We start from the raw sequence: 21,900 nt of genomic DNA on the forward strand, positions 1-21,900 counted from the left end.
CCCCACCCGCCGCTACTCCGGTACGGCGAGGAGGGCATCGCCGGCGTGGGCGAGCAGTTCCCTGGTGCGGGGATGCTCCGGGGCCACGAGAACCCGTTCGGCGGGGCCGTCCTCGACCACCCTCCCCGCGTCCAGGACGACGACCCGCTCCGCACGGCGGGCGACGGCGGTCAGGTCGTGCGTCACCATCACGACCGTCAGCCCCGTCGTCGACCGCAGCGAGTCCAGCAGGTCAAGGATTCCGCTCGCCGTGTCCGGGTCCAGCGCCGAGGTGATCTCGTCGCAGACGAGAGCGCGCGGCTGAGCCGCCAGCGTCCGCGCCAGGGCGACGCGTTGGCGCTGGCCGCCCGACAACTCACCCGGTCTGCGTGTCAGTACACCCTCGTCCAGACCGACCAGACCGAGCAGCCTTATGGCTTCTCCGAGCGCTTCCTCGGCGGGTCGGCGCCCGATCCCCCTGAGAGGGCGCAGAAGCGCGGTCCTCACGGATTCACGGGGGTTGAGAGCGCCGCGGGCGTCCTGTGCGACGAGTTGCACCGCAGCGCCGCGTCCTCGCTCCGCACCCGCCTCCCGCCACTCGGCGCTGCCTCGTGCGGGCCGGTGGAGCCCTGCGAGGCAGCGGGCGAGGGTGGTCTTCCCCGAACCCGAGGGGCCCACCACGACGGTGCAGGAGCCTGCCGGGACGGTGAGGGAGACGTCGTGCAGCACGGCAACGCGGCCGTGGGCGGCACTCAGCCCGCGCACGTGCAGCCCTCCCTCGGCGGTGACTTCCTGCGGCCGCGGCGGACCGGACCAGCTGGCGCGGGCTTTCGTCTGTGTCAGGACAGGCACCGGTCTCTTCACCGGCCCTGCCGTGACGATCCGCCCTCCCTCCAGGCGGATCACCTCGTCCGCCACGGACGCGATCCACGCCGGGTCGTGGCTGACCAGCAACGCGGCGCGGTCACCCTCGGAGAGGACCTCGGCCAGCAGGCCGCGCATCGCGTCGGCCAGGACCGTGTCCAAACCGCTGGTGGGCTCGTCGAGGACCAGCAGGCGGGGTGTACCAGCCAGGGCCAGTGCGAGGCCGACGCGTTGGGCCTGCCCTCCCGACAGCTGCCGCGGCATCCGTCGCCGAAACGCCCGGTCGGCCGGCAGCCGCACGGACAGCAGCAGCTCCTCGACCCGCGCACGGACGTCGTTCGCACGCTTCACGGCCGAGCGCAGGCGTACCGCCTCCGCGATCTGCGTGCCGACCTGTAGCGCGGGGTTGAGCGACGATGCCGGGTCCTGTCCCAAGAACGACACCACGCGTCCCCGCAGCCGACCGGCGTCCGCAGGGGTAAAAGGGTCGAGTCCGGCCACCTGGACGGTTCCTGACCGCACCTCCAGGCCGGGTCGGACGTGTCCGAGCAGGCTGTAGGCCAAGCTGCTCTTGCCTGATCCCGACCTGCCCACGACCCCCAGTACCTGCCCTGGCGCAACCGACAGGCAGGCGTCGTGCAGGACAGGCGGACCGCCGGACACCGGACCGACCGTCAGCCCGCTGATCTCGGCGAGCAGACCCTCCTGCACCCGGCGTGCCGTTGTCCCGTTCCCGGTCATGCGATCCCCCGTCCCACCGCTTCCGCCAGCCGTCCGGCCAGCAGCCCGACACACACGGACAGCCCTACGAGCAGCAGGGCCGGCGCGAGGAACGGCGTGGCGGCCAGCGTCGCCCCGGGGACGTTCTCGCTCACCATGCGCCCCAAGTTGGGCGCCGCTCCACCCTGACCGAGGCCGAGGAAGCCCGCGGTGGCGGTGAGGTGCAGGGACGCGACCAGGCGCAGCGCTGTGTCCATGAGGGCCGGTCCGGCGATGTTGGGCAGCACGTCGTGGCGGAGCACGGCCAGCCGGGTGTCGCCGCGGGCCAGGGCCGCCTCGACGTACCCGCTGCTCAGCACCGTGTCCCCCGCAGCGCGCAGGATCCTGATGGAGAAGGGGGCGGTGGCCAGGGCGACGGCTGCCACGAGGGCCGCGTCGCTGCCGGGGAACCCGGCGGCCAGGACCAGGACGACCAGAAGGGCGGGGACGACCGCGAGGGCATCCACGCAGCGGACCAGCAGGTCGCCGAGCCTGCGGGAGACCATGGCCGCCAGGACGCCGACGGCCATCCCGATGGCTCCGGCCGCAGCCGTCCCGGCCAGCGCGGTCAGCACGATGGACCGGCCTCCGCCGAGCACACGGCTCACCACGTCCCGACCCAGCACGTCGGTGCCGAGGAGGAACTGACCGTCCGGCGGCTGGAAAGGCGCGGCGAGCTGGGCGGTGGGGCTGTACGGCGCGGCCAGCGGTCCCAGCAGGGCGAGCAGAAGCAGGAACAGCGTGCCGGCACAGGTGAGCAGCGGCGGCCGCCGGTACCGGGGCGTGCCCGGACGCGCCGGGCGAGTCCGCCTCCCCGGCGGTGTCAGGACCGTCGTCATCGTCGGTGTCCCTCTCGTGCTCCCAGCAGACGCGTGCACAGGTCGCCCAGCAGGAGCACCGCGAGCATGACCGCGATCAGCGCGGTGGCGATGCCCTGCACCATCGGCACGTCCCGCGCCGCGACGGCCAGTTGCAACTCTCGGCCGATGCCCGGGTAGTCGAAGACGTTCTCCACCACCACCGCCGAGCCGACCAGCGCACCCGTGGTGAGGGTGAGCGCCTGTACGGCCGGTCCCGCGGCATTGGGCAGGATGTGACGCACCGCAAGCCGCACACCGCGAACGCCGTTGAGTCGGGCCGCCTCGCAGTGCGGCGTGGCCGCGGTGTCCGCCACGGAGACCCGCAACAGCCTGGTGGCCACCGCCAGACCGACCGCGCTGAGCGTCAGCACGGGCAGGACCAACGCGTGCGGGACATCGAGCGGCGTACCTCCCAGCGGGATGACCGAGACGCGTGGGAGGGCCTCCAGCCACACCGCCAGTACGGCGACGAGCAGCGCGGCGATGACGAACTCGGGCACGGCGGCCAGGATCTGGGCGGACGTGGAGACCACGCGGTCGGCGACGCCGCCGCGCAGCCCGGTCCACAGACCGAGCAGCACGGCGAGCGGCGCGGTGACGGCGAGCGTCAGTGCGGCGAGGAGGAGGCTGTTGGGCAGGCGGGTGGCGATGACGTCTGTGACCGACCGCTCCCCCACGAAGCCGCGCCCGAGGTCGCCCCGGACCGCCCCGGCCACCCAGTCCGCGTATCTCTCGGTGACGGGCCGGTCCAGGCCGAGTTCGGCGCGCACCTCGGCGCGTTGCGCCGCGGAGGCGTCCACGCCGGCGACTCCGCTGACGGCGTCACCCGGCAGGACCGTCGTGGCCGCGAAGACCACGGCCGACAGCAGCACCAGGAGGACGGCGGCCCCCGCCAGGCGGCGGAAGCCGAAGGCGAGCAGCCTCACGCCAGCGACGCCCGGGAGAATCCGGGGAACTGTTCGAAGAGGTCGTCCCGTACTCCGTCGACGCCCTTGGCCTGGGCGTTCAGGTTCGGCTTGAAGACCGGCAGCACCTGGTTGCCCTGCGTCCAGCGCGTACGCTGCGCCTGCGTGCTCAGCTTCTTCGCCTGGACCGGGTCGCGTTCGGCACGGGCCTTCGCCACGAGGGCGTCGGTCTCCGACTCCTTCCAGCCGAACGCCGACGGCGACCCGCCCGCCAGGCTCATCTGGTAAGTCGACAGCGCCGGAATGGGCATCTGGTACGAAGCGGCCAACGGCAGCGCGGCGTACGCGGGGAAATCGGCGTAGAGCTGTCCCGCGGGCAGTTCGCGGACCGATGCCCGAACGCCGACCTTTTTCAGGTCCTCGACGAAGAGGGCGGCCATTTCCACCATGCCCGGCGTCTCGGGACCGGTGGTCAGCGTCACCTTCATCCCGTCGGCGCCGGCCTCCTTGAGCAGCTCACGGGCCCGCTCGGGGTCGTGGGCGCGCTGGGGTACGCCTTGGGCGTAGTCGGGGAATCCGATGGAGGGCAGGTCGTTGCCGACCTCGGCTTTGCCGTAGAAGACCGTCCTGACCATGGCCTTCCGGTCGACCGCAAGCTTGAACGCCTCCCTGACCCGGGGGTCGTCGAAGGGCTTGACGCTCATGTTCATCTGGAAGGACAGACCGACCAGGTAAGGGCTCTGCGTGGGGGCCAGCTCGACCTTCGCGCTGTCCGCGAGCGTGCGTGCGGTGACGGGTGAGAGGTCGTGGGCGAAGTCGATCTCCCCGCTGGTGAGCGCGCCCGCCCTGGCGGTCGAGTCCGCGATCGACCGCAGTTCCAGGCCGTCCAGGTGGGGAACGTGACCGTAGTGGTCGTCGTAGCGCTCGAACGCCGACCCCTGACCGGCCGTGAACTCCGTCAGTCGGAAGGGGCCGCAACTGGGCATGCCCTGGGCGAATTTCCTGGTGCCGTCCTTGACGACGAGGAAGTTGCCCTGGCACAGGATCATGCGGCCGTCGGCGATGGGCCGCAGGGTGGGCAGAACGACCTTCAGGCCCCCGTCGGCCTTGGCGCGGGCGAGGTCGAAGTTGGCGGCGGCGAGCCGGTACACGGGCAGTTTGCTCTTGGCCGCGAGTGCGCTGAGCGAGTGCAGGATGTCGGCGGAGGTGAGCTCGGAGCCGTCGGTGAAGCGGACGCCGGGTCGCACGTGCAGCGTGTACGTCGACAGGTCGTCGGAGATGTCGATGCCCTTGAGCACGCCGTAGCGCACCCCGTCGGGCCCGCTGGGGTCCAGGTTGCCCAGGGTGCCGTGCCAGGCACGGGCGCGCACCAGGTCCAGTGCGGACGGACCGTTGAAGAAGTCGAGCGTCTCGGAGGCACCGCCTCCGACGAAAGCGGCCCGGAAGGTGCCGCCCGAGCGCGTCGAAGAGCCCGATCCCGACTTCGGGTTCGCGCCGGGCTCGTCGGTGGAGCACGCAGCCAGCAGGCCGGGTCCCACCGTGAGAGCCGCGGCGCCCGCCGCACCGCGGCGGAGGAAGGCGCGGCGATCGATCTGTCTGGACATGCTTCTCCTTGACGTTCTGCTGAGCTGAACCGAGCGCCGGGAAGACATCCACGGCACGTGAAGTGCCACCCCCGACGCGGGCGGGTGGCCATGTATGAACGGACGCGTGCACAGCGGGCTGCAACGCCCTCGGCGCTCCGGGCCCGGCTTCGTGCTACCGGAAGGTGAGAGCCCCGGACGGGCAGGCCCACACGGCGTCGTGCACAGCGTCCGACTGGGACGCCGCCGGCACCTCGGCGCGGACGACCACCAGCCCGTCATGCTCGTCCTGGTCGAAGACGGCCGGTGCGGCAAGCACGCATTGCCCGGCCCCGACGCACCGACCCCGCTCCGCGCCGACCCTCCCGGCTCCTGGCGCCTGGCCCGAAAACGTCATGAGAGCCCCTCCTCTGCAGTCGCATCCGCGACCGCCGATGCGACACAGCCAGACACTAGTAGATAATGACTTCCATATTCAATAAGCTCATCGAGTCGGCCGACGGGTGCACTCACACCCAGGACCATCAGCTCCGCGCAAGGTCGTTCCGCCGTCGAGGCAAATTCGGCCGACATGGCAGACAGCCAACTGGCCCCCCTTACTGGGAGGTGGGAGTCCTGCGCGACGCACCGGCAACGCAGTCACCGGCGTCATGGCGCCCGACGCGGCAGCGGATGGCTGTCCTGAGCGCCCTGTACGACCGAGCCGACTTCACCTCCGCACAGGAACTGCACGAGATCCTCGAAGCCGAGGGCATCACCGTCGGCCTGACCACCGTGTACCGGACCCTGCACGCCCTGGAGCGCGCCGGACAGGTCGACGTCGTGCGGGACAGGACCGGAGAACGTCTCTACCGCCCTCGGCCCACCGACGGGCACCGCCACTACCTCGTCTGCCGCAACTGCGGCTTCAGCGCGGCGGTCGACGCCGACCCCGTGGAACGGTGGGCGGACGGCGTCGCCGAGAGCATGAGATTCACCGAGGTGGAACACACCGTGGAACTCTCCGGCGTCTGCGACCGCTGCCGCGTCGACGTAACCGCGCACACTCCAGCGCAACAGCACGCCTGAGCGGGGTTCACGCCCGGTCGGCAGCGTGCGCTCCGGTTCAGCAGCTCATAGCGGAGATCCACAAGGTGCTGGCAAGCTGACGCAAGTGACAGCGTCCGAGACGGTACCCAGCACCGTGATCGCACAACTCAGTCGGCCCCATGACGCCACCGAAGCCGTCCGGCGGAACCTCGCCGCATGCTGGACGGCGGTCGTCAACGCAGGAGGGGCCGTCGTCCCGATGGGCTGCCCGCTTCCGCCGGTGACCCAGGCCGCGCTCCGCCCGACGGTCGAGAGGATCACTCGTGAACTGTCCCCCGACCACAGCAGACTCCTCATGGCGACTGTGGACGGCGCACTCGCGGGCTGGCTGCTGCTGCGACGCGAGGCACATCCCCTCGCGGCGCACTGCGGCGTGTTGAACCACGTCCAGACACACGCGCACTTTCGTGGCAGGGGCGTCGGAGCCGCGATGATGCGGCACGCCCAGGGCGTCGCGCGCGACGAGATGGGGCTGGAGCGGCTGCAGCTCGCTGTACGGTCCGGTCTGGGGCTGGAGGAGTTCTACCGTAAGGCGGGCTGGACGGAGGTCGGCAGGTGGCCGGGCGCGCTGCGCGTGGCCCCCGGTGACGACCGCGACGAGATCCTGATGAGTCTGGCCCTGTAAGAGCCGCAGCGCTTCCGCCCTCCGCAACGGCCTCGATCGATCTGCTTCCGCCGCCGACATCAGGTTTCGACGGGAGTGGAAAATCCGCCCGTGTCCCCCATGACCGCCACCAGTACGGTGCTGTCTCCGAACTGCCAGACCGGCGCGACGTGGGCGAAGCCGGCCCGGCGCAGCAATGCGGCGTGTCGGCTCACCGTGACCTGCTCGTCGCCGCCGCTGCCGGAGTGGAGGGCGTGGCGCCGTCGGCGTTCATCGAGCAGATCGGTCAGTTCGGGGTCCCTGGCCGCGGCGTCCCACCAGGACCGCCAGTCCTCGCACGCGTGGCCGCCCGTGCGCTCGGACCTGCGACGGCCCACATGGGCGGTGAGGTCCGAGCAGGGCGCCGCATCCGGCGGGAAGTGGTCCCCGTTGACGAGGACGCCGCCGGGGCGCAGCAGGGACGCGAGGGAACGGTAGGTGCGCAGCAGTACCGGCTCGGGCAGGTAGTGCAGCGCGGTCGTCGAAACGGCGGCGTCCAAGGGGCTGTCCAGCCCGAGGGCGTCGGTCCAGCCCTCCGCGCCGATGACGGTGTCGACGTAGCGGGCGGCGTCGGCATGGTGGGTGCGCCCCAGTTCCAGCAGTACGGGGTCCATGTCGGCGGCCACGATTTCGGCGCGCGGAAACCGGGCGGCGAGCCTGGCGGCCAGGGAGCCGGGGCCGCACCCGAGGTCGAGCAGCAGGGGGCGAGCGCGGTCGGCGACGGTGTGTTCGACAACATCGGCGATCACGGTGAACCGCTCCTCGCGGTCCACCGCGTACCGCTCCTGCTGGCGTTCCCAGCGCTCGACCCAGGTCCTGGCCGTCGCCATGCTCACACCCATAGCTTGCGTCACCTCGTCTGTCTCTCGTCCGTGCGGGAGCACCGACGGATCTACAGATGGTAACGATTATCAATTGCCATTCATGCCAACGACGCGAGGACGGCCAGCAGCCGGTCGATCTCCTCCACCGTGTTGTACACGTGCAGGCTCACGCGCACCGAAGCGTCCCGGCCGTCGGAGCCGGCCTGGCACAGGTTGTCGGCCCGCACCATGAAGCCGTGGCTGAAGAGAATGAACCCGAGATCGTCGGAGGGGATGTCGCGGTGCCGGAAGGTGACGATGCCGCGTCGGCGCTGCTCGGCGGGCAGGGCGGAGTCGGCGGACAGGCTTGCCTGGCAGCCCACGATCTCGTACGGCCCCAGACGCGCGAGCCGGTCCGTCAACCGGGCGGTGAGCGTCGTCGTCCAGCGCGCGACGCGCTCCGGTCCGATCGCGTCGAGCCAGTCCAGAGCGGCCCGCAGCGAGACGATACCGGCCGTGTTGGGCGTGCCCTGCCAGCCCTCCGGCCGGAACGCCGGCCCCCGCGCATTGCGCGCCCAGATCACCCCTGAGCCGGGCAGCGCCATCGCCTTGTGCCCCGAAAAGACCACGAAGTCCACATCGAGGGACGGGTCGTCGAGGTGGACGGGCAGGTGGCCGACGCCCTGCGCCGCGTCCAGGCAGATGGCCACGTCCGGGCCGACCGCTTCACGGATACGGTGCACGTTCATGTCGCCGCCGTAGACGTGGTGGACGTGGGTGGCGGCCACGAAGCGGGTCCGCGGGCCCACGGCCCGGGCCAGGGCCAGATGGTCGTAGTCTCCGGAGACCGGTTGGTGGGGCAGCGCCTGCACGCGGACCTGGACGCCACGCTCGGCCAGGAGCCGCCGGGCCTCGATCCAGGGGTCCAGATTGGCCCGGTGGTCGGCGTACGGCACGAGGATCTCGTCCCCGTCGGTGAGGTACTGCATGAGCCAGTCCCGGGCGACGGTACGCAGGCCCTCGGTTGTGCCACTGGTGAAGTGAACGCCGGAACTGCCCGGTTCGGGGTCGTGGAGGAACTCCTTGACGCGTTCGCGGGTCGACTCCACCAGTTCCGTCGTCCGGTTGGCCCAGGGGTAGGTGCCGCGGCCGGCGTTGGCGTTCGACGTCGTGAGGTAGGTCTGAACGGCCTCCAGCACGGCACGTGGCTTCTGGGACGTAGCGGCGCTGTCGAGGTATGCCAGCTCCGGGTGCGCCGTAATGATGGGGAACTGTTCCCTCGCTTCCTGCTGCCAGAGCGGGTTCTCAGGCTCTGGGGAAGGAGGCGGGTCCGCCGGGCTCATTCGCGCACCAGCGGTGCGCCGGCGTCCCGCCAGGCGACGATCCCGCCGGCCAGACTGCGGACGTCCGGGTGGCCCATCCGGGACAGTGCGGCAGCGTAACGCAGTGATTTCTCGCCGACGGGACAGGCGAGCAGTACGGGAGTGCGCTTGCTGAAGGGGAGCCCGCCACGGAGCAGGTCCTCGAACACCTCGTCGACGATGTTGAGCGAGCCCTCGATGTGCAGGGCGGCGTAGGCGTGCGGGCTGCGCAGGTCGACGACGAGGGGCCGCGGATCGCCCTCGGCGGACCACCTCCGGGCGTCGTCCACCCCGATGACGCGAGCCTCCGCACGGGCCTCGGCGTCGGTGACGGCCACCGCGGACCGCCCACGGCCCGTTCGGCCCAGGAGGTCCGGGCGCCGCTGACGCACATAGCTGAGATAGCTCTCGGCCCGGTCGCACACGATGAACACCGCCGTACGACGCTGCCCCGTCCCGTCCAGCTCCTCGTCGGTGTGACGCAGTTGCCGGACCGCCCCTTGGTAGGCGGCACCGCCGGTCGGTCCGCTCAGCAGTCCGCAGCGGCGGATCAGGGTGATCATTCCGTCGATGGCCTCGTCCGAGGTGACCGACTCGATGGTGTCGTACGTCGCCGGGTCGAACAGGCCGACCTGGTGCACCTCGTCGATGGTGCGGATGCCTGGTATGAAGTCCGATTTGTGGGCGACCAGGCCGAGGACCCGCACGCGCGGGTCGTGCTCGCGCAGGACCCTGGCGACACCGGTCGACGAACCGGCCGTCCCCACGCAGGCGATGAACCAGTCCGGTGCCCGGCCGTCCAGGTCCTTCAGGATCTCGGGGCCGGTGCCCTCCGCGTGGGCCTCGACGTTGCGGGGGTTGAAGTACTGGTCGGTGTGCAGATACGTGCTCCCCGGGTCCGAGAGCGCCCGATGGAAGTGTGTCAACGGGTCGTCCGTGTCGGTCGGATCGAGGCACTCGCTGCGCCCGGGAAGTTCCTCGATCTCGGCGCCGATGAGCAGCAGGAGTTCCTTGATCTCGGGTACGCGCATGCGGTTGGTGACGCTCTTGAACCTCACGCCGTGCATACCGGCCAGCAGGGCCAGCGCCTTCGCGGTGTTGCCGCTGGAGAGCTCCACCACCGTCCCGTCACCGGCGGTGGCGGCCTCCAGGTGAGGCCGGGCCATGTGCCACGCGGGCCGGTCCTTGACGGAACCGAACGGGTTGAGCATCTCCAGCTTGGCGAAGAGGTCGATGTTGCGCAGCCCGTGCACGGCGGGATCTATGCGCACCAGAGGCGTGTTGCCTATGGCCTCGGTGATGCTGTCATACCTCATCCGACTGCTCCCCCACAGGTGTGATCGGCCAGTAGTCCTCGTCCGGGCACCAGTTCCAGGATTCGCCCCGCCGCTCCACCGCGACCGTCCGCGCGACCGGCTGCCGCTGCGCGCGGTGGGCGTGAAAGTCCATGGCGTAACCGGCAGTGTTGACGAAAGCCAGCAGGTCCCCCGCCACTGGCAGCCGCGGCAGGTAGACCGAACGGCGCGTGATGAGGTCACCTTCCAGGCAGAGGTTGCCCGTCAGGTAGACACCGACCGGCTCCCCGTCACCGGCTGCGGTTCCACCCCGCGGCAGCAGGACGGGGTCCACCAGGACGCCGTGCTCCTCCAGGCTCATGTCGCCCGCGTTCATGGCGAGGTGCACCAGGTACTGCCCGGAGTCCGTGTCCACGGGACGTACGTCCAGCACGCGCGCGAGCGACAGTCCGCACTGGTCGACGAGAGAGCGCCCCGGTTCGATGTACAGGTCGTGGAGGTGTTCCAGCAGGAGGGTGGCGGGCGGGCGGCCCAGCACCGGCGCGGGCAGGGAGAGCAACTCGTCGAGGTATCCGGGGCCTGCGGTGGGACGGTGCGCGGGGTACAGCGCGGCGGCACCGCGCACCGTCCCGCCCTCGTTGCGCAGCCCGTATCCGTGACCGCGCCAGGTCAACGGCGGGCGGACACCGAGCACCGCCTCGGTCAGCGCGGTGGTCCACCGCTCCCACTCCTCCGCCTCGGCCACATAGCCGACGCCGAATCCGCCCCCGATGTCGAGAGCGCGCGGCGAGAGCCCCCGTGCCCGGCACTCGTCCATGAACAGCACGCACTGCTCCAGCGCCCGCCCCTTCTCCTCGACGCCGATGGTGTCCAGGTGGTATGCGGTTCCAACGAACTCCACTGTCTCCGCGTGGCGTTCGAGCGCCGACAGCAGTGCCTCCGTCTCCCGTACCGGAGTGCCGAAACGGCTGCGCCGGGAGAGCAGCCGGGTGCCCGCTCCCCCGCGGCCGGAGGCATGGTCGAACCCCGACAGGCGTACCAGGACGGCGACCCGGCCGAGCCCGTGCGCGCGCACCAGGCCACAGAGCCGTTCCAGTTCCCCCGGCGAGTCCAGGTTGACCGTCGCTCCGACACGGGCCGCCAGCCAGAGGAACACGGCGTCCTTGGGACCGGTGGCCATGATGCGATCGCCGGTGAACCCGCACCCCAGTGCGTGCCTGAGCTCCGCCACAGAGGCGACGTCGACACCGACGGCGGCCGGGTCCTCCGCCGCCAGTCGCCGCAGCAGGGCGCTGGAACGGTTCGCCTTGTGTGCGAAATACACGCGTCCGGTGAGATGGTGACGGTCGTAGACGGCACAGAAGCGGGCGGCGTTCTCGGCCACGGCCTCGGGGAGCAGCACGTTGAGCGGCGAACCCAGCGCGTCGACGAGCGAGTGCAGGAAGTGCCGGTCCGTCAGCAGCCGGGCGAGCGGTGGCTCCACCCTGGGCCTCAGATATAGGGGCGCGTCCACGTAAGACCTCTCCCGGTGTCGGCCGACCACCGAAGCGGCGATCGCTCGGGAGTAGTCGTTTCCAGGTACAACCGCTCCTAAGCCTCGTATGTCCGGTTCCCAGAGCGCAGTCCCGTGCTCAAGGAGAGGGTGCTGAGGCCGCGGTCGAGCGCGCTGCCATGGATGGGTGTGCCCTCGCCACCACGGCTCGCCGCCGCGGCGGCGAGCCGTGGTGGCGAGGGCACAGGCGCGGTCAGGGTGGTCAGTGTCCGGCGACGACGCCCGACAGCTCGTTGGTGCTCTTCGGCAGGGTGACGGAGCTGATCTTCTTCCCCGTCTCCACGTCGATGGCGTGCAGCGCCTTCTTGCCGGGCTCGGAGACGTAGGCGACGTGTCCGCGCACGAACAGGGTGGGCCGGGCCTGCTGCCAGTCCAGCGGCTCCTGCCAGTCGCCCACGACGGGGATCTTCTTCTCGATCTTGCCGGTGTCCGGGTCGATGACGTGGATGGCGCCGTCGGTTCCGAGGACCAGGGCCTCACCGTGCGGGCCGCGGGCCAGCGAGCGGAAGGAGTAGCTGGTGCCCAGGTCCACCAGGCGCAGCTTCTTCTTCTCGGTGTCGATGAGGGAGACGCGGGCGGGGCGTTCCAGTTCGGCATCGGGGTCGGTCTTGTAGTCGCCCAGCAGAACGGGCGAGGTGTCGCTGCCGGCCTGGTTGCCGATGCGGCCGTAGTCGTCGGGGGAATCGATCTTGGTGAACGTGCCGTCCTTGTAGATCAGGATGCCGTCCTCACAGCCGACGCCGACGGCTTCGTTCTTCGCGGCGGCCTCACCGTGGACACCGGGGCAGTCCTCGCTGCGCGCAATCTCCTTGTTGTTCCGGTCCAGCACCAGCGCGCCGGTGCGCTTCTCTTCGGTGCCCAGGGTGCTCACGAGTTTGCCGTCGGCCAGTTCGATAGCGACACCGTGGTGCGGCTCGGCGGAGGTGTACGTGCGCCCGGCCGGCTTCTTGCCGCTGCTCAGTGCGGTGGGGTCGAAGACGTTGACCTCCCCGGTGCCGTCGGTGAAGAGCACGGTCTTCGCGGCGTGACGGACTACATGGCCCGGCTTGGCGCCCTTGTACTCAATGTCGGTGAGGGCCTGGGCGGAGGCGTCCAAGACACGGAATCCGCTGTCCGTGGAGACCATGACGTGGTCCTTGTTACCTGCGGGATTGACCCGGTTGAAGCCAGGCAGGTCAATAATCTTGGCGAGCTTCAGGCTCTCGCCGTCGAGGATGTAGAGGCCGCCGTCGAAGGTGGCGACCAGCGGCTCCTTGACCGCCACCGCGGGCGTGGCGTCGGCTGTTTTGTCGGACTTGGTGTCTGCGGAGGAGGAGGTCTCTCCGCCGCAGGCGGTCAGGACCGTGGCGGTGGCCAGGGCGAGTGCGGCACCCGTGAGGGCTCTGCCGCGTATCGACTTGTTCATGGGTTTGTTCCTTTCTGCACCGCGCGGTGGCGGCATGGGGGTACGACGAGCCGGCGCCCGATGGGCGGGTGTGCCGGGAGGACCGGGAGGTCAAGATCTGGTGGTCAGGAGCCGGTCAGGCCGGTGACCATGGCGGTGGTGTTGGCGCGCATCATCCGCAGGTAGGTGTCGGCACCCGCGCCCTTGGCGGTGAGGGACTCCGAGTGGAGTTCGACGACACGGACCCCGCCGCTCATTTCCGTTCGCAGTACCTCGGCGAGCCGTTTGGGCTGGGAGGAGTCGGCGAAAACGGTGCGTACGCCTGCTTTCTCCATCGCCTGGGTGAGGGAGCGCAGGTCCGAGGAGCTGGGTGAGGCCAGGGTGGTGCCGCTGGGGATGACCGCGCCGATCACCTCGAAGCCGAATCGGTCGGCGAGGTAGCCGAAGACGTGGTGGTTGGTGACCAGGGCCCGGTGGTCCGCGGGAACTCGGCCGAAGGACTTCTTCATCCAGCTGGTGAGGTCGGTGAGTTGCTTCGCGTAGCGGTCGGTGTTGGCCCGTATCGTGTCGGGGTCCACGCTGTTGACGTGCTCGATGACCTGGTCGGCTATCAGGCCGGTGACCTTGTGCATCCGGTGGGGGTCGGTCCAGAAGTGCGGGTCGGGCTGCCCTTCCTCTCCCTCGGGGCCGCCGTCGTCGGCGTTGTGGAAGGTGAGCGGGTCGGCCGCCTCGCCGGCGGCGAAGGTGGCGACACCGGACTCGCGGGCGGCGTCCACGTGCCGCAGGACGTTCTCCTCCAGGCCCAGGCCGTTGTAGACGACCAGATCGGCCTGTTCCAGCTCGGCGGCCTGCACCGCGGACAGTCCGAAGGAGTGCGGGTCGGCGTTGGGCTTCATCAGGACGGTGACGTCGGCCTCGTCGCCGACTATCTCGCGGGTGACGTCGCCGAGGATGTTGGTCGTGACGACGATGCTGGGCCGGTCGTCGTCGGTGGTGCAGGCGGTGGCGGTCATCGCTGTCACGAGGGCGAGGAGGCCCGCGATCAGGTGTCGGGGGCGAGCGGTGCCCACCCTCGCGCGACGCTTCGCCGCGGTTCGGCTCATCTACCGGCCTCCACCATGAGGACCGGCTTGACGTCCAGGTCGAAGGAGCGCGCGATGCGGAGGCCGTCGTTGTAGTCAATCTCGAACACCTTCTTGCCCTCGGGGTCGTTGACGTAGGCGCGGCTGCGGTCGACCTCGATGACGGGGGCGTTGCCGTCGGAACCGTCCGGCTTCCCTGGTGTCAGCAGCGGCTTGGTCCGTGCGGTCTGCTTTCCGGTCGCGATGTCATAGCCGTGCACGGAACCGTCGGTCTCCAGTACGAGCAACGGGGAGCCCTCGCCCGCCGTGTTGACCGCGACGACGGGCCCGGTCTCCACCTGCTTCCAGGTCCGGTCGGCGACGTCCAGGACCCAGACGGCGTCGCCTCCTGCCGGGGCGGTGACGGTGTCGCTGCCGGGACGATGACGGAAGGTGGTGGCGCGTTCCTGTCCCGGGACGTGCTTTCCGTACGGGATCTTCTCGGCAGTGAAGGCACCGTCCTGCGCACGCACGAGCAGGGCGCCGTCGGCACAGCCGAGAATCACGCCGCGCCGGGTGACCGCGTCTCCCTGAGGGGCTTCGCACGTCACGTCCGGGGAAGCCACGCGTTCGCCCTTGCGGTCGAGGACGACGAGTTCCGTGGTGCCGCCCTGGTTCGCGAAGGCGAGCAGGTGTTCCTCGTACGGCACGACCGCACCGGTGTAAGTGCCGCGCAGCGTCCGAGGAGTCGCGATCTGCCCCTTCTCCATCTTGCTGCGGTCGTAGAGGACGGTGCGGCCGTTCTCGTCGGTCACCGCGGTGACGGCGACATCACTGCGTATCTGCGCTTGGCTGCCTGCAGGAATCTCACCCACGTCCCGCGTCGGCGCACTGTAGTAGTGGACGTGGTCGCCGTGGTCCACCATCCACGCTCCGCTGTCGAGCACATGGGTGCCGGCGGGCCCATGGAGGTAGCCGAACCTGCCGTCCATGCCCAGCCGAACGGCATCCCTCACCTCGGCCGTCCTGTGCACCTTGCCGGTGACGAGGTCGAGGACTCTGGTGTTCCCGCTGTCGGGGTCGTTGAGGAGGAGCCGGGACTGCTGCTCGGCGGCCTCCTTCGCTCCCTCAACGTACCCGTGCGGAGTGGCGGACGAGGGATTCGCCTCGGATCGCCCGGCGTCCGGGTCCTCCCCCGCACAACTCGTGGTGAGCAGCGCGGTGAGCACCAGTGCGGCCGATGCCCACGGCGTGACGTTTCTGCGGACGGTCATGGTGATCGCCTCTGGCTTCTTTCAGTTGACTTCGAGCAGGGGTGCCGTGGAGTGGACCTGACGCGTACGCCGGTCACGCAGGCCGGACAGGACGTGGGAGACGAAGAACAGGCTCACCGCGAGGGCCGCGACAGTCGCGCCGGCCGCGGTGCTCAGGTGCCAGGACAGCAGCAGGCCCCCGAACGTGGCCAAGGTGCCGAGCAGTACGGCGAGCACCATGACTCCGCGCACGGAGCGAGCCCAGGGCAGAGCGGCCGCCGGCGGTGCGATGAGCAGCCCGAGGACGAGCAGCGTTCCCACGATGTGGAACGAGGCGACGATCGCCAGGCCGAGCAGGCCGAGGAGCACAGCGTGGGCAAGGCGCGGTCGCAGCCCCAGGGTGTGGGCCTTGCGCGAGTCGAACGCCAGGGCAAGGAAGGCGCGATGACCGAGGACCGACACCGCCAGCGCCGCGAACAACGCCGCCGCGAGCACGAGGAGGTCCTGTTGCCTGACCGCGAGTACGTCCCCGAAGAGGAAGCCGGTCAGGTCGACCGCGAACGACTGCGAGCGCGACACGATGATCACGCCGAGCGAGAGCATGCCGACGAACAGCAACCCGATGCCGGTGTCCTGCGACAACCTGGGCGTACGGCCCAGCGCGGTGACGCCTGCCGTCATGACGACGGCGCTGACCACCGCGCCCGCCATCAGATTGCCCCCGAGGAGCGCGGCGACCGCGACCCCGGGCAGCAGCCCGTGGGACATGGCGTCACCGAGGAAGGCCATCCCCCTCAGCACCACCCAGGTGCCCGCCAGCGCACAGATGGCGGAAACCAGCATTCCGCCCCATAGGGCCCGCTGCACGAAAGTCACCTCGAACGGGACCGTCAACCATTCCATGCCCCGGACACTACAATGAAAATCATGTTCAACACGCCGCAGCCCTCAACCACCCCACCTCTCGATCGGAACATCTCCCTCCGCTTCTCGGAGCTGTGTGCCGGCTATCCAGGGCGCCCCGTCCTCCATCAAGTCAGCAGTGAAATAACCGAGTTGACCATGACGGCGCTCGTCGGCCCGAACGGCAGCGGCAAGTCGACCCTGCTCGGCGTGCTCGCCGGTGTGATCAAGCCGACATCGGGCGACCTTCTCCGCACTGGTGCCCGGCCGCCCGCTTTCGTACCGCAGCGCGGAGCAGTGGGCGACACTCTTCCGCTCACCGTTCGGCAGACCATGGAAATGGGACGCTGGGGCGAGCGTGGTCCGTGGCGACGGCTGACCGCACGGGATCACGCGACCGTGGACGCGATGCTCGACCGGCTCGGCATCGGCGACCTCGCCTCACGCCAACTGGGCGAACTCTCGGGCGGGCAACGGCAACGCGCGCTCATCGCCCAGGGCCTGGCGCAGGAATCGGACCTGCTGCTCCTCGACGAGCCGACCACCGGGCTGGACCCGGAGGCGAGGGACCGGATCGGGGCACTGTTGACGACGCTCGTCGCCGACGGGGTGACGATCGTCCAAGCCACACACGACCTCGAGGTGGCGCGCGCGGCGGACGCCTGCCTTCTGCTGCAGGACGGCCGCCTCGCGGGGCAGGGGCGTCCGGACCAGGTCCTCACCACGTCGTCACTGACGCGGATCTGGCAAACGCTCTGAGGAGCCCGGCACACGCATTCTCGACGGCCATGCCGGGCACGGCCGAGCGGTGCGCAGGACCCAGGTTTTCGACCCGGACAGCGGGTCCAGTCCCGCACGACCGCCTGCCCGACGGGCATTCACGCCGGACGGGCAGACTGTGGCGCGCGTCGACTCAAGTCCTGAGTCCGCGCAGCTAGGTCACAAACTTATGTCGGGCAGGAGACCGTCCTCCTGGGGGCAATGTGCCGGACGTCCTGGGCGGTCGCGGGCCGGCCCTCGCTGCTGCGGGCGTGCGCCAGTTCGGCGGCGCCTAGGGCGAGGAACGGCTCGCGGTCATCTTCCTGGTACTGGTCGGCGTTGTACGCGGCCAGGACCTGCAGCCAGATCACCGTCACTGCTCGCGCCCATCGCGTGGACCGGGGAGAGTGGCTGCGTGTTCATCTTGCGGGGGTTCGTCCGTCTCCTCACCGGGCCGGTGCGCAGCGAACGGGCCGGGTAGTCCGGGTGCGCCGCCGAAAGCGGCACAGTTCTTCATCCGGTGCAGGGGGTTGTAGGTCAAGCCTTGCGCCGGTCCTGTGCCGGCATTTCGGCGTGCGGGAACTCGGTGGCGGACAGTGCTTCGACGATCAGGTCGGTGTCCCTGCCCAGGGCGTGGACGGCTGCGGCGACAGCAGGGGCGTTGTGGACCTGGTGGGCGTGGGGCACCGCAATCTTCTGATGACACATCAGGCAGCCTTTATCCGGGCGCTGGTGTCGTGACCGGTACGGGAATGGGCAGGGGTTACGTCGTATGCGGGGCGGGTCGGCGCTTTGCGGAGAAAGGGCCGCACGACCTCAGTGTGGCTCAGTCCGCACAGGGCGGCGTCAATTGCGAAGCTCGACTCCCGTGACGTGCAGTGTCGTGTTCACCTCCAGCGCGTAGAGCCGTCCGTCACCGGTGACCCGACGTCGATCCGGGCTGGGCTTCTGCAGCCCAGCCCGTCCCCCAGGGTCCGCGCGTGTCCGGTGAGCGCGTCCAGCACCTGCGCGGGGAGACTCGCCAGGGTGACAGATGCGGTGCTTGTGGCGTCGGCAGCGAGCTTGGAGCCGGCGTCGCGGAACGCCCCGGCGTGCACTTCGGTAGCCATGGCGGAAACACCAGGTCCCCGCGGGGCAGAACGCGGGGCCGGTGCCATCGAACGCCCATCCTTCACGGCATGGCTTCCGGTCGTCAGCAGCGGAAGCCGCACCGACGAGTGGCTCTGTCGATGACGAGGAGCAGCGGTGTCTCCTGGACGCTACCAAGGTTCGCCCGCCGAGCGCCCATCTCGGCTCCTTCACGTAGGCGTGCGCCGTAGGAGCCGGGGCACGCAACCGGCGATGCCCCGGGCTCCATGGAAGCGGAGGCTGGGGCGGGCTGTGCCGTACCGGGCCGGGCGGTGCCGTGGCTGCGACCACCACCCGGCCCGGAGTTTCAGTTGTGAGCGGCCCCCGCGGACACCGGTTCGGGCTGCTCGTGCTCGCACGCGTCCTCGATGCCGTACGTCTCCCAGGCGGGGAACACGTCGTCGTTCGGCGCCGGTTCGCCGTCGGCCAGCAGACAGTCGGTCAGGGCGGCCTGCAGCTTGTCTGCCTGCAGTCCGGTGCCGATGAACACCAGCTCCTGCCCCTGTGAGGTGCCGGCGTCGCGAGCCCCCGAGGGCTCGAAGCGGGCGACGGAACCGGCCTGCGACCACAGCCCCGTCACTCGCGGTCGGCTGGCCAGCCAGAAGAAGCCCTTGGAGCGGAGTACCTGCCCAAACTGTCCGCTGTCGAGCTGCTCGGTGACCAGGTTCCACAAACGGTCCGGGTGGAACGGGGCGTCGGCGCGGAAGACGGTGGAGGAGATGCCGTACTCCTCGGTCTCCGGGACATGGTCTCCGTTGAGTTCCCTGACCCAGCCCGGAGCCTGCTGGGCGCGCTCGACGTCGAAGAGCCCGGTACCGAGCACGTCACGCAGGTCCACCGCGCCATGGCTCGCCGGGACGATGCGGGCAACGGGGTTGAGGCGTACCAGAGCGGCCTTGAGCCGGTCGGCGTCCTCGGCGGCGACGAGGTCGAGCTTGTTGAGCACGATGACGTCGGCGAACTCGATCTGGTCCATGAGTAGATCACTCACGGTGCGCTCGTCGCCCTCGTACTGGTCCAGTCCACGCTCGGCCAGTCCGTCGCCGCCGGTCAGCTCCGGCAAGAAGTTGGCCGCGTCGACCACGGTGACCATGGTATCGAGTCGGGCGAAGTCGCCCAGGGTGGCACCGTCGTTGCGCGGGAAGGAGAAGGTGGCCGCTACCGGCATCGGCTCGGAGATCCCACTGGACTCGATGAGCAGGTAGTCGAAGCGGTCCTCGCGGGCCAACCGGTCGACCTCTTCCAACAGGTCGTCGCGCAGAGTGCAGCAGATACAGCCGTTAGTCATCTCGACCAGGCGCTCCTCGGTTCGTGACAGCGCCGCTTCGCCGCCCCGGACGAGAGCCGCGTCGATGTTGATCTCGCTCATGTCGTTGACGATCACGGCGACGCGAAGACCTTCGCGGTTGCCCAGGACATGGTTGAGCAGGGTGGTCTTGCCCGCGCCGAGAAACCCGGACAGCACGGTGACAGGCAGACGGTGGTGGTTCACGTTCGCTCAGCCCTCGGGGTGCAGCAGGCCGCGCTCGTACGCCTTGACCAGCCGCTGCGGCACAAGATAGCTGGAGCCGTCCACCGTGATCGGCACGAGCTGCGGAGTGCTGGCCTTCCACTGGGCGCGGCGGTGGCGGGTATTGCTGCGGGACATCTTCCGCTTGGGAACAGCCATGGGGGTCTCCTCGATCCTTGACGCCGATCAGGCTACATGAAAATGAATACCATTACGACCTGCATGCTCCCTCTGAATGACACAGTTGGCAATGACCTGCGCCAGGTCCCCGCCGTCGTCGAGCCCAGCCGACACATCCTGCGCGTCGTACGCCAGAACTACGGCCTGGCCGTCGGCGTCAACCTGGTCGTGCCTCCTTGCCGACGCAGGAGGCACGACCAACCCGGTCCTCGCGGCTTTGCTGCACAACACCAGCAGCATCGCCGCCGTGGCCAACTCCCCGCCACTGAAGCACGACGCTTCCGCCGATCCATGCTGCGAGCCGGGAGGTCACGGACATCGGCCGTCCGGAATGCCGGTCAGCGGGCGGTGGAGTTGCCGGCGTAGGGCAGCAGGGCCATCTCGCGTGCGTTCTTGATAGCGGCGGCGAGTTGGCGCTGCTGCTGGGCGGTGACCCGGGTGACGCGGCGGCTGCGGATTTTGCCGCGGTCGGAGATGAACTTGCGCAGCAGGTCGGTGTCCTTGTAGTCGATGTACGTGATCTTGGCCGCGTCGAGCGGGTTGGGGCGGGACTTGGCGGGCTTATGGGGTTCCTGGCGGCGGGCCATGGCGGCTGCTCCTTGTGTGGGGAAGGTCGTCGAGGGGTCAGGCTGGGTCCAGGAGCGCGTCGAAGGCGGCGGGAAGGTGCTTCCACGCGTCGCGCCCGGCCGCGTACTCGGCATCCGTCAGAAGGCACGACTCAAGGAGCCGTTCGAGCCCCTCTCGGTCCAGTCCGGGGGACGTGAAGACGAGGTGCTGGCAGCAGTCGCCGTGATCGGGGTGCCAGTCCAGTGCTGCGGCGGCCTGCCGGATGGGTGGGATCATTTCCCAGGCGGCGTCGGGCAGGGAAGCGAGCCATGGTCCGGCGCCCTCCACGCAGAGCGCGCCGCCCGCGGCGTCCCAGGCGAGCAGGGTGTCCGGGCGGTCGGCGAGCCAGAACCGGCCCCGGCTACGCGCGGCCGCGCAGCACAGGTCCTCCAGCGCTTCGTACAGACGCGCGGGGTGAAAGGGCCGGCGACGGCGCCAGACGAGCGTGGTCACCCCAGCCTCATCAGCCTCCTGAGGCAAGAGCGCGCAGGCCGGATGCTGCGCGGCAGCGGCCGCCTCGACGTCGAAACCGGCAAAGGCGATCTCGGCGAGTTCGCCGGAGTTCACATCCACGTGGCGGGCGGTGGGGTGGAGTTGGGTGAGGAGTGCGCGGTCCTCGCTGTCCGCTTCCTCGTTGTCGACCAGGGCGAGGACGGGCGCGTACTCCAGTTGACGGGCGAAGGTGTCGCCGATGGTGCGCTGGTCGGTGGGGGCGGCCGCCAGGCCGGCTTCGGACAGGTCGTCGCCGTTGGCCAGATAGGGCAGCACGAGCGCCGGGTCCACGGCGGTGATCACGTTCGTGAGGATCAGGAGGTCGCCCGCGTGAGCGGCGACCACCTCCGCCATCGCCTTCGGTTCGACCGAGTCCCACAGCTCGACGACGGCGAGCCGGGTCAAACCGCCGTGGGCCAGCCGCTCCAGCTCGGGGACGAGATCCTCACGCAGCGCGCAGCAGGCACAGTCGTTGATCAGCGGCGTCTGCTCCCGAGCGAGGTCGCCGGAGCCGTCGCGGGTGAGGCGGCGTACGGCTCCGTCCCCCGCGCCGGTCAGGTCGTGGTGCAGAGCGACGCTGCCGGGAACGGTCCGAAGGAAATGGTCGACGACCTCCTTGCGGGCGTCCGCATGGAGCCCGGCGACGAGGACGACGGGTAGTCGGCGATCCTGCTCCATCAGCGGGCCCCGTAGCGGCGCTCGAAGCGTTCGACACGGCCGGCGGTGTCCAGGACGCGGGCGGTGCCGGTGTAGAAGGGGTGGCTCACCGAGGAGATCTCGACGTCGACGACCGGGTAGGTCTCGCCGTCCTCCCACTGGATCGTCTTCTCGCTGGTCATCGTGGACCGGGTGAGGAAGGCGTGGTTCGACGCGGTGTCGCGGAAGACGACGGGGCTGTAGTCGGGGTGGATGCCGGGCTTCATGGCTGGGT

24 protein-coding genes are annotated in these 21,900 nt (G+C 69.9%); 3 read left to right on the top strand and 21 right to left on the bottom strand.

Annotated elements, in window-relative coordinates:
* Positions 1-12: 12 nt before the first annotated feature.
* From ACGFU7_RS19345 to ACGFU7_RS19365, 5 genes are all read right to left on the bottom strand, one after another.
* A complete protein-coding gene (locus tag ACGFU7_RS19345; RefSeq protein WP_393697231.1) occupies positions 13-1,584 on the bottom strand; it encodes an ABC transporter ATP-binding protein in 1,572 nt (523 codons plus the stop codon).
* A complete protein-coding gene (locus ACGFU7_RS19350) occupies positions 1,581-2,441 on the bottom strand; it encodes an ABC transporter permease subunit (RefSeq protein WP_393697232.1) in 861 nt (286 codons plus the stop codon). The genes ACGFU7_RS19345 and ACGFU7_RS19350 overlap by 4 nt, the downstream gene beginning before the upstream one ends.
* A complete protein-coding gene (locus ACGFU7_RS19355; protein WP_393697233.1) occupies positions 2,438-3,388 on the bottom strand; it encodes an ABC transporter permease in 951 nt (316 codons plus the stop codon). Before ACGFU7_RS19355 ends, ACGFU7_RS19350 begins: the two co-directional genes overlap by 4 nt.
* Positions 3,385-4,971 (bottom strand): ABC transporter substrate-binding protein, encoded by a 1,587-nt coding sequence (locus tag ACGFU7_RS19360; RefSeq protein ID WP_393697234.1) that lies wholly within the window; start codon positions 4,969-4,971, stop codon positions 3,385-3,387. Before ACGFU7_RS19360 ends, ACGFU7_RS19355 begins: the two co-directional genes overlap by 4 nt.
* Before the next feature lie 154 nt (positions 4,972-5,125).
* The gene (locus ACGFU7_RS19365; RefSeq protein WP_393697235.1) at positions 5,126-5,347 is read right to left on the bottom strand and encodes a ferredoxin; all 222 of its coding nucleotides are present in this window, start codon (positions 5,345-5,347) and stop codon (positions 5,126-5,128) included.
* A gap of 209 nt (positions 5,348-5,556) precedes the next feature.
* Between ACGFU7_RS19365 and ACGFU7_RS19370 the strand changes: the two genes are divergently transcribed.
* Both ACGFU7_RS19370 and ACGFU7_RS19375 read left to right on the top strand, forming a co-directional pair.
* The gene (locus ACGFU7_RS19370) at positions 5,557-6,018 is read left to right on the top strand and encodes a Fur family transcriptional regulator (RefSeq protein WP_393697236.1); all 462 of its coding nucleotides are present in this window, start codon (positions 5,557-5,559) and stop codon (positions 6,016-6,018) included.
* An 85-nt stretch (positions 6,019-6,103) separates the two neighbouring features.
* Positions 6,104-6,664: a GNAT family N-acetyltransferase gene (locus ACGFU7_RS19375; protein ID WP_393697237.1), complete on the top strand. Its 561-nt coding sequence runs from the start codon at positions 6,104-6,106 to the stop codon at positions 6,662-6,664.
* A 59-nt stretch (positions 6,665-6,723) separates the two neighbouring features.
* Here the strand turns inward: ACGFU7_RS19375 and ACGFU7_RS19380 are convergent, their stop codons facing one another.
* From ACGFU7_RS19380 to aztB, 8 genes are all read right to left on the bottom strand, one after another.
* Complete coding sequence (locus ACGFU7_RS19380; protein WP_393697238.1) at positions 6,724-7,524, bottom strand: class I SAM-dependent methyltransferase; 801 nt, start codon at positions 7,522-7,524, stop codon at positions 6,724-6,726.
* Between the two features lie 80 nt (positions 7,525-7,604).
* Positions 7,605-8,828, bottom strand: a complete 1,224-nt coding sequence (locus ACGFU7_RS19385; protein ID WP_393697239.1) for an aminotransferase class V-fold PLP-dependent enzyme — start codon at positions 8,826-8,828, stop codon at positions 7,605-7,607.
* On the bottom strand, positions 8,825-10,162 hold the full coding sequence (locus ACGFU7_RS19390) for a pyridoxal-phosphate dependent enzyme (protein ID WP_393697240.1): 1,338 nt from the start codon (positions 10,160-10,162) through the stop codon (positions 8,825-8,827). Before ACGFU7_RS19390 ends, ACGFU7_RS19385 begins: the two co-directional genes overlap by 4 nt.
* Entirely contained in the window at positions 10,152-11,654 is a 1,503-nt protein-coding gene (locus ACGFU7_RS19395) for a Y4yA family PLP-dependent enzyme (RefSeq protein ID WP_393697241.1), read from the bottom strand. The genes ACGFU7_RS19390 and ACGFU7_RS19395 overlap by 11 nt, the downstream gene beginning before the upstream one ends.
* Before the next feature lie 241 nt (positions 11,655-11,895).
* Positions 11,896-13,098, bottom strand: a complete 1,203-nt coding sequence (gene aztD / locus ACGFU7_RS19400; RefSeq protein ID WP_393697242.1) for a zinc metallochaperone AztD — start codon at positions 13,096-13,098, stop codon at positions 11,896-11,898.
* 104 nt (positions 13,099-13,202) lie between these two features.
* Complete coding sequence (gene aztC, locus ACGFU7_RS19405; RefSeq protein ID WP_393697243.1) at positions 13,203-14,180, bottom strand: zinc ABC transporter substrate-binding protein AztC; 978 nt, start codon at positions 14,178-14,180, stop codon at positions 13,203-13,205.
* Positions 14,177-15,412, bottom strand: a complete 1,236-nt coding sequence (locus ACGFU7_RS19410) for a hypothetical protein (protein ID WP_393697244.1) — start codon at positions 15,410-15,412, stop codon at positions 14,177-14,179. The genes aztC and ACGFU7_RS19410 overlap by 4 nt, the downstream gene beginning before the upstream one ends.
* Positions 15,413-15,433: 21 nt before the next feature.
* Positions 15,434-16,294, bottom strand: coding sequence for a zinc ABC transporter permease AztB (gene aztB, locus ACGFU7_RS19415; RefSeq protein ID WP_393697245.1), 861 nt, complete (start codon positions 16,292-16,294; stop codon positions 15,434-15,436).
* Between the two features lie 15 nt (positions 16,295-16,309).
* Between aztB and aztA the strand changes: the two genes are divergently transcribed.
* On the top strand, positions 16,310-17,053 hold the full coding sequence (gene aztA / locus ACGFU7_RS19420; RefSeq protein WP_393697246.1) for a zinc ABC transporter ATP-binding protein AztA: 744 nt from the start codon (positions 16,310-16,312) through the stop codon (positions 17,051-17,053).
* A gap of 188 nt (positions 17,054-17,241) precedes the next feature.
* On the opposite strand, the gene ACGFU7_RS19425 is transcribed toward aztA, so the two are convergent.
* The 8 genes from ACGFU7_RS19425 to ACGFU7_RS19460 form a co-directional block, all read right to left on the bottom strand.
* Positions 17,242-17,424 carry a hypothetical protein gene (locus ACGFU7_RS19425; protein WP_393697247.1) on the bottom strand — a complete coding sequence of 61 codons (183 nt, stop codon included), beginning with the start codon at positions 17,422-17,424 and terminating at the stop codon, positions 17,242-17,244.
* Between the two features lie 166 nt (positions 17,425-17,590).
* Positions 17,591-17,740, bottom strand: coding sequence for a hypothetical protein (locus ACGFU7_RS19430; RefSeq protein WP_393697248.1), 150 nt, complete (start codon positions 17,738-17,740; stop codon positions 17,591-17,593).
* A gap of 200 nt (positions 17,741-17,940) precedes the next feature.
* On the bottom strand, positions 17,941-18,162 hold the full coding sequence (locus ACGFU7_RS19435; RefSeq protein ID WP_393697249.1) for a hypothetical protein: 222 nt from the start codon (positions 18,160-18,162) through the stop codon (positions 17,941-17,943).
* A 326-nt stretch (positions 18,163-18,488) separates the two neighbouring features.
* Complete coding sequence (locus ACGFU7_RS19440; protein WP_393697250.1) at positions 18,489-19,673, bottom strand: GTP-binding protein; 1,185 nt, start codon at positions 19,671-19,673, stop codon at positions 18,489-18,491.
* 6 nt (positions 19,674-19,679) lie between these two features.
* The gene (gene rpmF, locus ACGFU7_RS19445) at positions 19,680-19,850 is read right to left on the bottom strand and encodes a 50S ribosomal protein L32 (protein WP_215040293.1); all 171 of its coding nucleotides are present in this window, start codon (positions 19,848-19,850) and stop codon (positions 19,680-19,682) included.
* A gap of 359 nt (positions 19,851-20,209) precedes the next feature.
* On the bottom strand, positions 20,210-20,458 hold the full coding sequence (gene rpsR / locus ACGFU7_RS19450) for a 30S ribosomal protein S18 (protein WP_393697251.1): 249 nt from the start codon (positions 20,456-20,458) through the stop codon (positions 20,210-20,212).
* Between the two features lie 37 nt (positions 20,459-20,495).
* Positions 20,496-21,647, bottom strand: coding sequence for a CobW family GTP-binding protein (locus ACGFU7_RS19455; protein ID WP_393697252.1), 1,152 nt, complete (start codon positions 21,645-21,647; stop codon positions 20,496-20,498).
* Positions 21,647-21,892 carry a type B 50S ribosomal protein L31 gene (locus ACGFU7_RS19460; RefSeq protein WP_215040308.1) on the bottom strand — a complete coding sequence of 82 codons (246 nt, stop codon included), beginning with the start codon at positions 21,890-21,892 and terminating at the stop codon, positions 21,647-21,649. The genes ACGFU7_RS19455 and ACGFU7_RS19460 overlap by 1 nt, the downstream gene beginning before the upstream one ends.
* Positions 21,893-21,900: the final 8 nt, after the last annotated feature.

The organism is Streptomyces sp. NPDC048473 (genome assembly GCF_043200155.1).
Lineage (GTDB): Bacteria > Actinomycetota > Actinomycetes > Streptomycetales > Streptomycetaceae > Streptomyces.